The sequence below is a fragment of the Microbacterium croceum genome (assembly GCF_023091245.1).
Taxonomy (GTDB): Bacteria; Actinomycetota; Actinomycetes; order Actinomycetales; family Microbacteriaceae; genus Microbacterium; species Microbacterium croceum.
In genome coordinates this window covers 32,712-45,275 of the sequence record NZ_JAHWXN010000002.1, presented here as the reverse complement: position 1 = coordinate 45,275, position 12,564 = coordinate 32,712, and the positions used below count along the sequence as shown (strand labels likewise).

The 12,564-nt window shown below is 69.0% G+C and carries 13 protein-coding genes; 9 read left to right on the top strand and 4 right to left on the bottom strand.

The features are described from left to right. Nucleotides 1-112: 112 nt before the first annotated feature. The 3 genes from ftsE to smpB all read left to right on the top strand — a co-directional run bounded on the left by ftsE (nt 113) and on the right by smpB (nt 2,674). Nucleotides 113-1,189, top strand: coding sequence for a cell division ATP-binding protein FtsE (ftsE, locus tag KZC51_RS14250; RefSeq protein WP_247630700.1), 1,077 nt, complete (start codon nt 113-115; stop codon nt 1,187-1,189). Beyond that, nucleotides 1,186-2,100 carry a permease-like cell division protein FtsX gene (ftsX, locus tag KZC51_RS14245; protein WP_247630699.1) on the top strand — a complete coding sequence of 305 codons (915 nt, stop codon included), beginning with the start codon at nt 1,186-1,188 and terminating at the stop codon, nt 2,098-2,100. The genes ftsE and ftsX overlap by 4 nt, the downstream gene beginning before the upstream one ends. Nucleotides 2,101-2,197: 97 nt before the next feature. Continuing rightward, nucleotides 2,198-2,674 (top strand): SsrA-binding protein SmpB, encoded by a 477-nt coding sequence (gene smpB, locus KZC51_RS14240; RefSeq protein ID WP_247630698.1) that lies wholly within the window; start codon nt 2,198-2,200, stop codon nt 2,672-2,674. Nucleotides 2,675-2,691: 17 nt separating this feature from the next. Here the strand turns inward: smpB and KZC51_RS14235 are convergent, their stop codons facing one another. The 3 genes from KZC51_RS14235 to lexA form a co-directional block, all read right to left on the bottom strand. After that, on the bottom strand, nt 2,692-4,557 hold the full coding sequence (locus KZC51_RS14235) for a S9 family peptidase (RefSeq protein WP_247630697.1): 1,866 nt from the start codon (nt 4,555-4,557) through the stop codon (nt 2,692-2,694). Nucleotides 4,558-4,595: 38 nt separating this feature from the next. Continuing rightward, entirely contained in the window at nt 4,596-5,558 is a 963-nt protein-coding gene (locus KZC51_RS14230) for an arsenic resistance protein (RefSeq protein ID WP_247630696.1), read from the bottom strand. A 70-nt stretch (nt 5,559-5,628) separates the two neighbouring features. Beyond that, complete coding sequence (gene lexA / locus KZC51_RS14225; protein ID WP_247630695.1) at nt 5,629-6,315, bottom strand: transcriptional repressor LexA; 687 nt, start codon at nt 6,313-6,315, stop codon at nt 5,629-5,631. Nucleotides 6,316-6,625: 310 nt separating this feature from the next. Between lexA and KZC51_RS14220 the strand changes: the two genes are divergently transcribed. The 4 genes from KZC51_RS14220 (at nt 6,626) to hisH (ending at nt 9,394) form a co-directional block, all read left to right on the top strand. Further along, the gene (locus tag KZC51_RS14220) at nt 6,626-6,988 is read left to right on the top strand and encodes a LysM peptidoglycan-binding domain-containing protein (RefSeq protein WP_247630694.1); all 363 of its coding nucleotides are present in this window, start codon (nt 6,626-6,628) and stop codon (nt 6,986-6,988) included. A 62-nt stretch (nt 6,989-7,050) separates the two neighbouring features. Next, nucleotides 7,051-8,145, top strand: coding sequence for a histidinol-phosphate transaminase (locus KZC51_RS14215; RefSeq protein WP_247630693.1), 1,095 nt, complete (start codon nt 7,051-7,053; stop codon nt 8,143-8,145). Continuing rightward, nucleotides 8,142-8,759 (top strand): imidazoleglycerol-phosphate dehydratase HisB, encoded by a 618-nt coding sequence (hisB, locus tag KZC51_RS14210; RefSeq protein ID WP_247630692.1) that lies wholly within the window; start codon nt 8,142-8,144, stop codon nt 8,757-8,759. The genes KZC51_RS14215 and hisB overlap by 4 nt, the downstream gene beginning before the upstream one ends. Then, a complete protein-coding gene (gene hisH / locus KZC51_RS14205; RefSeq protein WP_247630691.1) occupies nt 8,756-9,394 on the top strand; it encodes an imidazole glycerol phosphate synthase subunit HisH in 639 nt (212 codons plus the stop codon). Before hisB ends, hisH begins: the two co-directional genes overlap by 4 nt. Nucleotides 9,395-9,449: 55 nt before the next feature. Here hisH and KZC51_RS14200 read toward each other — a convergent pair whose 3' ends face one another. Continuing rightward, nucleotides 9,450-10,370 (bottom strand): MinD/ParA family ATP-binding protein, encoded by a 921-nt coding sequence (locus KZC51_RS14200; RefSeq protein WP_247630690.1) that lies wholly within the window; start codon nt 10,368-10,370, stop codon nt 9,450-9,452. 608 nt (nt 10,371-10,978) lie between these two features. Between KZC51_RS14200 and priA the strand changes: the two genes are divergently transcribed. Both priA and KZC51_RS14190 read left to right on the top strand, forming a co-directional pair. Then, nucleotides 10,979-11,725, top strand: a complete 747-nt coding sequence (gene priA / locus KZC51_RS14195; protein ID WP_247630689.1) for a bifunctional 1-(5-phosphoribosyl)-5-((5-phosphoribosylamino)methylideneamino)imidazole-4-carboxamide isomerase/phosphoribosylanthranilate isomerase PriA — start codon at nt 10,979-10,981, stop codon at nt 11,723-11,725. Further along, nucleotides 11,709-12,533, top strand: a complete 825-nt coding sequence (locus tag KZC51_RS14190) for an SseB family protein (RefSeq protein WP_247630688.1) — start codon at nt 11,709-11,711, stop codon at nt 12,531-12,533. Before priA ends, KZC51_RS14190 begins: the two co-directional genes overlap by 17 nt. The last annotated feature ends 31 nt before the right edge of the window (nt 12,534-12,564 follow it).

Genomic DNA, 12,564 nt, shown 5'->3' with positions numbered 1-12,564 from the left:
CGTGGCAGGGGGTTTCCTATGGGGAGCAATCCCCATCGGATCCGGAGACGGACGCACTGAGCGGGGTGTCGCTGGCGGCCAGTCGAACAGGCGCGCTTAGGCTCGTAGCGCCATGATTCGGTTCGAGAACGTCACGAAACGCTACCGCGGGACGTCGAAGCCCGCTCTGTCCGGAGTCGACTTCGAGGTGCAGCGCGGGGAGTTCGTCTTCCTGGTCGGAGCCTCCGGTTCCGGCAAGTCGTCCTGCCTGCGGCTCATCCTGCGCGAGGACGTCCCCACCTCAGGGAGGGTGGCGGTGCTCGGTAGAGACCTGCGCTCCCTCGCCAACCGCAAGGTGCCCTACTTCCGGCGTCACATCGGCTCGGTCTTCCAGGACTTCCGGCTGCTCCCGTCGAAGACCGTCTACCAGAACGTCGCCTTCACACTGCAGGTCACCGGATCATCACGCGGCTTCATCCAGCAGGCGGTCCCCGAAGCGCTCGCGCTGGTCGGGCTCGACGGCAAGCAGAAGCGGATGCCGCACGAGCTCTCCGGCGGCGAGCAGCAGCGCGTCGCCATCGCGCGTGCCCTCGTCAACCGCCCGCAGGTGCTCCTCGCCGACGAGCCGACGGGCAACCTGGACCCCGCGACCTCGGTCGACATCATGCAGCTGCTCGCCCGTATCAACGCGGGTGGCACGACCGTGCTGATGGCGACCCACGAAGCGGCGTTCGTCGACCAGATGCAGCGTCGGGTGATCGAGCTCAGCGACGGTGAGATGGTGCGCGACGAGGTGCATGGCGGATACGGCGACACCTCGAACATCCCGCGACTCGTCCCCGCCGAGGTCCGCGGCGCCGCCGCTGTCGCCGCGCTCACCGCGGTGCAGGAGGTGCAGCGCCAGACGGCCGACCTCTCCATGGTCCGAGCCGCGCTGGCCGAGGAACTGAGCGAGCAGCGCAAGGCTGCTGCCGCAGCGCCGACGCCGGCCGCCGCTCCCTCCCCGGCCGCTCAGACCCCGCCCGCGGATGCCGTCGTGCCACCGGAGCCCGTCGTGGCTCCGAGCGAGGCATCGGCCGAGCCCCCGGCCACGGTCGGTCCGCGTACGCATCCGATCGTCCTTCCGCAGGTCGATGTCGCCGAGCTCGGCGTCGCCGACCGACTGGGGCTCTCCGACGGTGACGACGAAGAAGTGGGGCCGACCTCATGAGAATCGGTCTGATCCTCGCCGAAGCCCTCGGGGGCCTCCGCCGCAACATCTCGATGGTCATCTCCGTCGTGCTGGTGACCTTCGTCTCGCTCACCTTCGTGGGAGCGGCGATCCTGATGCAGGGCCAGATCGGCGTCATGCGCGGCTACTGGGCCGAGCGCGCGCAGGTGGCGGTGTACATGTGCTCCGCGGTCTCGGAGTCCGACACCTGTGTCGACGGCGCCGCCAGCGAGGAGCAGGTCGACGCCGTCAGGGCGCAGCTCGAGGGCGACGCGCTCTCACCGCTCATCAGCTCGATGACGTTCGACACCAAGGAAGACACCTACGCCAAGCTCGTCGAGCAGCTCGGCGCCGACCAGGCCAGCGTGCTCACGCCGGATCAGGCGTTCGAGGTGTTCTTCGTCACGATGAAGGACCCGGGCCAATCCCCGGTGCTCGCCGAGGCCTTCAGCGGCCAGGCGGGTGTGGAGCAGGTCAAGGACCAGCTCCAGTATCTGGAACCGCTCTTCTCCGCCCTCACGGTGGCGACGTACATCGCGGTGGGCATCGCCGTGCTCATGCTCATCGCGGCGACACTGCTGATCGCGACCACGATCCGGCTGTCCGCCTATGCGAGGCGCAAGGAGATCGGCATCATGCGGCTGGTCGGCGCGTCGAACAGATTCATCCAGACCCCCTTCGTGCTCGAAGGCGTGTTCGCCGCCTTCCTCGGCTCTGCGCTCGCGAGCGCTGCCGTCGTCGCCGGCGTGCACCTCGGCGTCAACGGCTACCTTCGTGGTCGGGTGCCGTTCATCACGACGTGGATCACGATGCAGGATGCCATGCTGGTCGTGCCTGTGCTGATCGGCATCGGGATCGTCCTGGCTGCGCTGTCGGCCGGCTTCGCGATCAGACGCTGGCTGCGCACGTGACCCGACCGGGTCGGGTGTGCGCTCCGAGCCCGGTATAGACTGAAAGGCTGCTCAGCCGTTCCATGTCGCTGAGCTCATCGACACACAGGAGAGCATCATGCCCAGGGAACGCGGGGAGAAGGTCATCGCGACCAATCGTCGCGCACGTCACGACTACACCATCGAGAAGTCGTACGAGGCGGGGATGGTGCTCACGGGCACCGAGGTGAAGTCGCTGCGCCAGGGGCGCGCGAACCTGAGTGACGGGTACGCGTTCATCAAGGGCAACGAGGTCTTCCTCGACTCGGTGCACATTCCGGAGTACTCGCAGGGGCATTGGACCAACCACACCGCCAAGCGTGTGCGCAAGCTGTTGCTGCACCGGGAGGAGATCGCGAAGCTGGCGCACGCCGTCTCAGCCGGCGGGTACACGCTGATCCCGCTGAAGCTCTATTTCTCCGATGGCCGGGCCAAGGTCGAGATCGCTCTGGCGAAGGGCAAGCGCGAGTACGACAAGCGTCAGACTCTGCGCGAGCGTCAGGACACCCGCGAGGCCGATCGGGCCATGCGACTGCGCAATCGCGTCGGGGAGTAGCCCGACCGCGTCCGGGATCAGAGCTGCGGGCTGAACCCGAATGCGCGACCGAGGAACGTCAGTTCCCGCTCGAGCGCGTCGACCACGGTCTCCGCGCGACGGAAGCCGTGCCCCTCACCGGGGTAGAGCACGTATTCGTGATCGATCCCACGCTCCGCCAGTGCGTCGCGGATGGCTGCCGACTGCGACGGCGGCACCACGCGGTCGTCCTCGCCCTGCAGCAGCAGGACCGGCACCGAGATGCCTGAGGCGGACGTGAGCGGGGAGCGGTCGATGTACAGCTGTTCCGCCTCGGGCAGGGGACCCACCAGGCTCTCGACGTAGTGTGCCTCGAAATCATGCGTGTCCGCGACGAGCATCCGCAGGTCGGAGACGCCGTAGCGGCTGATGCCTGCGCCGAATGCGCCGCCGCGCACGAGGGCGGACAGCACGGTCCAACCGCCGGCCGAGCCACCGCGGATCGCGATCCGGTCGGGATCGGCGAGACCGGCACCTGCGAGACCACGCGCCGCGGCGATCACGTCGTCGACATCGACCACGCCCCACTGGCCGTGCAGCCGCTCCCGGTAGGCCCGGCCGTAGCCGGTCGAGCCGCCGTAGTTCACGTCGAGCACGCCGATGCCGCGGCTGGTGTAGAACGCGATCGCCGCGGACGCCGCACCTGTCACATGCGCGGTCGGTCCGCCATGCACGAGCACGACATAGGGCGGGAGCTCGTCGTCGGGGGCCGAGACGTCCGGGTTCGCCGGCGCATAGGCGAAGGCGTGCACCGGGCCGTGCGCGCCGTCGATCTCGAGCTGTTGCGCGGCGGGCATCCACGCGGGGTCTGTCGTAGCGCCACCCCGCACGGCCGTCACCTCGCCGGAGTCCACGTCCACGCACCACAGGCCGGGGCTCACACGCGAGCCATTGCCGGAGAGCAGCACGCGGCTGCCGCTGACGTCATCCACGCTCACATGTCCGTCGCACGGCACGTCGAGTTCGCGGCTCCCGCCGTCGGCGCCGACCACGACCACGCGGTCGCGCCCGTTCGTGCGGACCGCGACGACGCGGCCGTCATCGAGCGGCTGGAACCACCGGTTGCCCAGCACCCACAGTCCGTAGCCGGTGTCGGCATCGGCGGGAGCGACGACCTCGGTAGGGCCGCGCGGGGTCAGCCCGTCCAGGCTGAGGCGGTGGAGGAGCCAGCGTCCTGAGGGGTCATCGGCATACAGCAGCACGTCGTCGGCGATCCACTCGGGTTGCAGTGCGGCCAGAGTGGGGAGCGTGGCCGTCTCGCCGCCGTCCACCGTAACGATCCTCAGCGACGCGGCATCCCAGGGCATCCGCCCTTCGCTCCACTCGATCCACGCGATCCGCGAGCCGTCGGGCGAGAGGGCCGGATGCGCGAAGAAGGAGGAGCCTTCGGCGATCGTCGGGATCGCCGACGCGTCGTCGGAGGCGGAGCCGTCCAGCGGGATGATCACGATCGCGCGTCGGTGCGGCTCGGATGCCAGATCCTCACGCACGGCGAGCAGACGGCCGTGCTGCCACCGCAGACCGCCGTGCGCCGGGCCCTCCGGTGTCAGCGGCACCGGGTCGCCATCCGCGGTGAGGCGGTAGACGCGCTGATCGGCGGCTTCGACGAAGTACAGGGTGCCATCGCGGTCGGCGGTCCAGGCGCCTCCGCCGTACTCGTGCACCCGCGAACGCGCGTTCCAGGGACCGGGCAGCACTTCCCGTCCCGTCGAGGACCGTACGGTGACGCGACCGCCCTCGGCCGGTACGGACTCGCCCCACCAGATCTCGTCTCTCACGAACCGCGCTCCGTCGATGCGGGGCGAGGAATCGGCGACCGATGCCGCCGAGAAGGGGGAGGGCCAGGACCCGTAAGGCGAAGTCATACGTCGAGCCTATTCGTCTGGGGAGACGGCGACGGTGGTCAGTGCGGGGGGAGCAGCCGGGGCAGGATGCGGACCAACGCGACCATCACGACGAGCTCCACCAGAGTCTGGGTGACCACCACGAGCGGTGCGAGCGCGAGGGAAACCGGAAGTGCGAGGGCGAGGGGGAGCACCACGAGCGAGTTGCGCGTCACTCCGCTGAAGGTCAGCGCGCGTGATGTCGCCGGATCCAGACGGGCCGCGCGCGCCACGAGGATGCCGAGCCCGACCAGGATCACCGCGAAGGCGATGTAGAGGGGCACCACTCGGGCGAGCGCGCCGAACTGCGCACCCACTCCGCGTACCTGTGACGCGACCACGACCGTCAACGTCGCGATCATCAGCGGCACCATCGCGGCGAGCAGCCCGCTCTCGAGCGCCCGAATGAGCGGGAACCGGCGGGCCAGCGCCTGCACCACGGCGGCCGCGCCCAGGGGGAGGAGGATCAGGAGCACGAACGCTCGGATGAACGGACCCGCGTCGATCAGCGGGGCATCCGAGCCGAGGAAGAGCAGCAGATACAGCGGCAGCAGGACCATCTGAGCCAGCATGAGCAGCGGAGCGGCCGCGAGCAGCTTCGACGCGGACCCGCCGGCCTGACCCGTGAAGACGATGACATAGTCGACGCACGGCGTGAGCAGCACGAGGAGCGCGCCGACCAGGAGGGCATCATCGTCGGCCACGAGGCGCGACAGGGCGAACGCGACGAGCGGGACCAGCGCGAAGTTGAGCACGCCGAGCGCGCCGAGGAACCTGACGTCGCGCAGGGACTCGCCGAGCCGCCGGAAGGGAACCGAGAGGAAGGTGGTGAACAGCAGCAGGCCGAGCACCGGCTCGATCGCGAACTCCAGGGAGTCGCTGCCGGGAACGGCGAGGCCGAGACCGACACCGATCAGGATGGCCGCGAGGTACAGCGCGACCTGATGCCGCTCCAGCCAGGGGGTGCGCGTCGTCTCAGCCATGGCCTCCCACTGTACGAGGGTGACGGAGCGTCACCGGCGAACCTCGGTCGAGGGAGTGCGCCGTCGAGGGTCAGACGGCGCGGAGCACGGCGACGACCTTGCCGAGCACCGTGGCCTCGTCGCCCGGGATCGGCTCGAACGCGGAATTGCGCGGCAGCAGCCAGGTGTGGCCGTCTCGTCGACGGAAGGTCTTGACGGTCGCCTCGTCGTCGAGCATCGCCGCGACGATCTCGCCGTTCTCCGCACTGTTCTGCGAGCGGACGACCACCCAATCGCCGTCGCAGATCGCTGCGTCGATCATCGACTCACCGGAGACCTTGAGCATGAACAGGTCGCCTTTGCCAACGAGCTGCCGGGGGAGAGGGAAGATCTCCTCGACCTGCTGCTCCGCGGTGATCGGCACCCCGGCCGCGATGCGACCCACGAGTGGCACGAGTGCGGCGTCCCCGACGGGCGTCGCCACATCGGCCGGGTTCTCGGTGCTGGAGCCGGGAAGGTCGATCAGCACCTCCATCGCCCTGGTCTTGCCGGGGTCGCGTCGCAGGTAGCCGCTCAGCTCGAGCTGCCCGAGCTGATGAGTAACGCTCGAGAGCGACTTGAGTCCCACCGCGTCGCCGATCTCGCGCATGCTCGGCGGGTACCCCTGCTGAGCGATCGAGGCCTGGATGACCTCGAGGATCGCCATCTGCTTGGGACTCAGGCTCTTCCGACGGCGCGTGCGCGGTGCCTCTGGCTCGAGGGCTGAGTTCTCGCTCATGATGCTCCTTCGGTGCGCGTCTCCGACGCCGCTCTTCGAATGTCGGAGGCCCGTGGTGGGGTGTTCCTATCGAAACCGTATCCGAGAATCATGCGGAGCTGGAAGATCTGTTCGAGCGTGTCGGCGGATTGGCGGGTGCGGTTTCGAAGAAAGCTTGACAGATGTTCGAAATCGAAGATATCTTCGGAACGTAGCTTCGCATTCAGCTCTCCCGGCCGAGTGCAGGATGCGAACGCTACGCCAACTTCCACCGGCCCGAGCGGCAGGCGGCTGATTCCCCCGGCAACGGGGCGACGCAGAGGAGCACACCATGAGCACCATCACCTTCGGCACCGCAGCAGTCATCCCGGCCCGTCCGGCGACGCGTCTTCGGCTGACGGTGCGCGGTCGCCGCGTGATGCTCGTTCTCGCGGCGCTGCCGCTCGCCGCAGGGATCGCGTTCGCCGCGATCAGCGGCGGCAGCGCGCTCGCCTCGAATGAGAGCACCGGAACGGTCAGCTTCGAGACGGTCACCGTCCTCCCCGGAGACACGCTGTGGTCCATCGCGAGCAAGATCGCGCCGACCGCCGACCCCCGCGAGGTCATCGGAGAGATCACCCGCCTGAACGTCCTCCAGACCGGCGAGCTGCAGATCGGTCAGACCCTGTCGATCCCGACGCAGTACACGAACTGAACGTGATCCGCGTCACCGTTCCTCTGCCATAACGCTCACCGCGTCCCGCTGAGCGTTCTAGCATGGGAAGGGTGACCGCTTCACTCGATGACCTGCCGCTCCGCGACGACCTGCGCGGGCTGACTCCTTACGGTGCCCCGCAGGCGCCGCTGCCGATCGCCCTCAACGTGAACGAGAACACGCATCCGATTCCGGATGAGGTGGCCAGCGACATCCTCGATGAGATCGCCGTCGCAATCCGTGATGTGAATCGCTACCCCGACCGCGAGTTCACGACGCTGCGCGAGGCGTTCGCGACCTATCTGGGCCACGGTCTCGAGGCGGAGGGGATCTGGGCGGGCAACGGCTCCAACGAGGTGCTGCAACACATTCTGCAGGCCTTCGGCGGACCGGGGCGCACCGCCTTCGGGTTCGCTCCGACCTACTCGATGTATCCGCTGATCGCGCAGGGGACCGGCGCCCGCTGGGTTGCCGGCACGCGACAGCCCGATTACACGATCACCCCAGAGGAAGCGGCCGCCCAGGTGCGGGACGTGGATCCCGATGTGGTGCTGCTCTGCTCGCCGAACAACCCGACCGGCACACCGCTGGGCCTCGACGTGGTCGAGGCCGTGTACGAGGCCGCCCGCGGCATCGTCGTGGTCGACGAGGCCTACCAGGAGTTCGCCCCGCGTGAGGCCCCGTCCGCGCTCTCACTGCTGGACGGCAGGCCGCGTCTGGCCGTCTCGCGCACCATGAGCAAGGCGTTCGCCTTCGCGGGCGCGCGGGTCGGGTACCTCGCGGCTGATCCCGCCTTCATCGATGCTCTGCGCCTGGTCCGGCTGCCGTATCACCTGAGTGCACTGACGCAGGCTGCGGCCGTCGCCGCGCTGCGCAACGCCGACGTCATGCTCGGCATGGTCGACGAGATCGTCGAGCAGCGCGACCGGATCACCGCCACCCTCGAGGCGCTCGGCTACACGCCGCACGAATCATGGAGCAACTTCGTGCTGTTCGGCGGGGTGGCCGATCCGAAGGCCACGTGGCAGAAGCTCTATGACCAGGGCGTGCTGATCCGCGACGTCGGCATCCCCGGGCACCTGCGTGTCACCGCGGGTACCGAGGCTGAGACCACGGCGTTCCTCGACGCGCTGGCCTCGATAGACTCGGCATCATGAGCAGCCTTGCCCTGACCCCGCGCACCGCGAACCGCGTGCGCGGCACGTCGGAGTCCACCGTCGAACTCGAACTGAACCTGGATGGCACCGGTGCGAGCCGCATCGACACCTCGGTTCCGTTCTTCGACCACATGCTCACCGCCTTCGCGAAGCACTCGCTGACCGATCTCACGGTGCGCGCGTCCGGCGACACCCACATCGACGCGCACCACACCGTCGAGGATGTCTCGATCGTGCTCGGCCAGGCGATCCTCGAGGCGCTGGGCGACAAGTCCGGCATCTCCCGCTACGGCGATGCCCTCGTTCCGCTGGATGAGGCGCTCGCCCAGGCGGTCGTCGACATCTCCGGGCGGCCCTACCTCGTGCATGAGGGAGAGCCCGTCGGTTTCGAGCACCACCTCATCGGCGGTCACTTCACCGGCTCTCTGGTGCGCCACTCCTTCGAGGCCATCGCGTTCAACGCCGGCCTCACCGTGCACGTCCGCGTGCTCGGCGGACGTGACCCGCACCACATCGCCGAGGCGGAGTACAAGGCGTTCGCACGGGCCTTCCGTCAGGCCAAGGCGCTCGACCCGCTCGTCGACGGCATCCCCTCGACCAAGGGCGCACTGTGACTCGCACCCCGAAGGTCGCGGTCTTCGACTACGAGTCGGGGAACGTGCATTCCGCCGTCAAGGCGCTGGCCGCGGCGGGCGCTGACGCGGTACTCACGCGCAACCGCGCGGAGGCGCTGGAAGCCGACGGCCTGGTCGTACCCGGAGTGGGCGCGTTCGCCGCGGTGCGTGATGCCCTGCACGCGCATGGAGGAGACGAGATCATCGACCGTCGACTCGCCGGCGGTCGCCCCGTGCTCGGGATCTGCGTCGGCATGCAGGTGCTCTTCGAGCGTGGCGTCGAGCGCGGTGTCGACTCCGAAGGGCTCGGTGAATGGCCGGGCGCTGTCACGGAGCTCAATGCCCCCGTCCTCCCGCACATGGGCTGGAACACGGTCAGCCCCGGTGAGAACAGCGTGCTCTTCCAGGGCATCGAGGAGGAGCGCTTCTACTTCGTGCACTCCTACGGCGCACAGTCCTGGGAGCTCGACGTCATCCCGCCGTTCCCGCAGCCGGTGCTGACGTGGACCACGTATGGCGATCCTTTCCTCGCCGCCGTGGAGAACGGGCCGCTGTCGGCCACGCAGTTCCACCCGGAGAAGTCGGGAGAGGCCGGCATCCAGCTCCTGCGCAATTGGATCGGAAGCCTCCGCTGATCCCGGAGAACGGCTGATCCCGGAGAACGGCTGATCCCGAAGAAAGTCCGTCCGCTCAGAAACCGCGGGCGACGGCGGCTGCGGCAGACAGCCACGCCCGCTGGGTGCGCTTGTGGAGAGCACCGTAACGGAGCGGGCCGTCGACCATCTCATGATCGAACGGGATGCTGACGACCTCTCGTGACAGCGAGCGATACCCGTTCGTGACGTGTTCGACCTCGGCGGCCGTGGCCTTCGGATCCGCCTGCGAGACGACGGCCACGGACTGACGCGCCAGGCGGGCGGACCTCTCGTCTCGCTCCTCGAGTGCCTCGATGAGCAGGGCGCCCGCTTCAGCGTGGTCCGCACGCGTCGTGGTCGCGATCACGAGCTGATCTGCGTGGTCGATCATGCGCAACCACATCGGGTCCGACTCGTCGTTACCGGAGTCGATCACGATCAGTCGGTAGAACTTCGCCGCGACGGCGTGGATCGCATCGACATCGGTCGGGCTCACGCGGTTCTCATGCGCGAGCCTGATCGGCTTCGAGCGCAGCACATCGTACTTCTCGCGGGGCTGGTGATGCATGAAATGTGCGAGGTCAGCGGACTGGGCGCCGGTGCCCAGCAGTCGCTGCGACTCCGGCAACAGCTCGAGCAGGGTGCGATCGTGGGCTCCGGTGTCGGTGCGCCAGCCCAGGGTGCCGCGCGTCTGGTTGTTGTCCCACGCGAGCACTCCTGCACCGCCGTAGCGGGCGAACACGGCGGAGAGCAGGATGGTCGTCGGAGTCTTGCCCGCGCCGCCCTTGCCGTTCACGACGGCGATCGTGCGTGGACCTGGCCAGTGCTGGCTCACTGCGAGTTCGTCGTCTCTGGCCGACTGCTCGTCGGCCGAGGGGCGCATGCGCAGGCCGAACCGGTTGAGCGCGCCGCGGGCGCCCTCACGGGCCGGTTCCTCGGGGCGTTCGGTCTGCAGGAAGGAGTCCCGCTCGCGCACTCGCTGCTCCCGACGCGAATCCGGAGTGATGATCGCTGACGCGGAGGGCGGTGGTGACGCGGGCGTCTGAACGCCCGGCGCCGCGGGGGCGGGCATCCGGGGTGCAGGTGGGGCCTGGGTCGGTGCGGCCGTGGTTCGCGGCGTCACCGGGAGGCGGGGGACGGTGTCGGTGGGCGCGGTCTCGGGGGTCGCGACCGGAGGCGTCGGTGCGGGCGGGGCCGGCGGCGCTGCGGGTGTCGGCGGCACCGGGCGCGGGGGCGCGGTGATCTGCTGATCGCGGTCTTCACGGGCCTCTGCACGGGTTCGGCGGTAGGGCGGTTGCGCAGGCGAGCTCGGCGTCCTGGCAGGCCGGGGAGGCGCAGCGGGGGCGTCGGTCGAGAAGAGCGGAACCGACTCGACGAGCGGGGGCTGTTCGCCGCGTCGACGCGCGCTGGAACCCGGCGTGGCTTCTTCGTGCGGTCCGGACATCATGCCTCAGCCTATCCCGTGCGTTTCCTTCGCATCTCTCGCGCATTTGGAGGGTGACCGGGGTCACGGTACCCTCGGTTCTCGTGCGTCCGTGACGGGTGTGCTCGGACCGCTGATCTGAATCCTCACCTTAGGAACCCATGAACGACTTCGCGCAGTCTCCCTCTCTCACACTTCTCCCGGCCGTCGATGTCGCGGGCGGAAAGGCCGTTCGGCTCACGCAGGGCGAGGCCGGCACCGAGACCAACTACGGCGACCCGTTGGATGCCGCAGGCGAGTGGGTTGCGCAGGGCGCCAAGTGGATCCACCTCGTCGACCTCGACGCCGCGTTCGGTCGCGGCAGCAACGCGCCCATCCTGCGCAAGGTCATCAAGCAGTATCGCGGCGTCAACATCGAACTGTCCGGCGGCATCCGTGACGATGCGACGCTCGAAGCGGCTCTCGAGAGCGGCGCGACCCGCATCAACCTCGGCACCGCGGCTCTCGAGAACCCCGAGTGGGCCGCTGACGTCATCGGACGCTACGGCGAGGCCATCGCCGTGGGCCTCGACGTGCGAGGGACGACGCTCGCCGCGCGCGGCTGGACCAAGGAAGGCGGCGACCTCTGGGAGGTCCTCGACCGCCTGGAGGACGCCGGCTGCAGCCGCTACGTCGTCACCGACGTCACCAAGGACGGCACTTTGCGCGGACCGAACATCGACCTGCTGCGCGAGGTCGCCTCGCGCACTCCGAAGCCGGTCGTGGCCTCGGGGGGAATCTCGAACCTCGACGACATCGCGGCGCTCCGCCAGCTGGTGCCGCTCGGCATCGAGGGCGCCATCGTCGGCAAGGCTCTCTACGCCGGTGCGTTCACGCTGGCCGAGGCGCTGGATGTCGCAGGGGACTGACGACGCCTGCGGGCACGGCGAGCGCGGTCACACCGATCACGGTCGCGGTGCCTCGAACCGTGGCGACTCCGCGGGCGTCCCATGGGAGGGCCGCAGCTTCGAGTCGAACCCGCATGCGGCGGACGACGGTTCCGCCGACCCCGTACTGCTCGACGCGCTTGTGCGCTTCCGCGCGGGGCAGGGCAGTCAAGCGGAGGTCGTCGACGCGTTCCGCTCTGCACGCGTGTTGATCCCGCTGATCGCGGAGAAGGGTGAGGAGGGCATCGCGCCCAGCGGCCTCGCCGTCGACAAGACGCAGGAGCTGTCGATCGTGACGGTCGCGGCGCCGGATGGGCGTCGCGTGCAGCCGGTGTTCTCGTCCGTCGAGGCGATGCAGAGGTGGGATCCCGCGGCGCGACCGATCCCGGTCGAGGCGCTTCGAGCCGCCCTGGCTGCGTCTGCGGAGGACACCGACCTCATCGTGCTCGACCCGACCTCGGACACCGAGTTCGTCTTCCGGCGTCCGGCTGTCTGGGCGATCGCCCAGGGGCACGCCTGGGAGCCGAGCTTCGTCTCCACCGAGGTGTACACCGCGCTGCAGGAGAGTGTGGCGCATGAGCTCGCGGTGATCGATGTCGCCGTCGCCGCGGGTGACCCCGACGCCCGTCTTCGCGGCCCGGAGCTCGTCGTGATCTTGGAGCTCGTCGATGGCTTGGAGCGCGAGGTGCTCGACGCCGTGCTGTCACGCCTGGCTCAGCGCTGGGCTTCCGATGACCGCATCGCCGTGCTCGCCGATTCGCTCACCGTCAAGCTCCGACGCAGCGCCTAGCCGCCGACTGCGTCTTCTGCCGGCCCGCGCG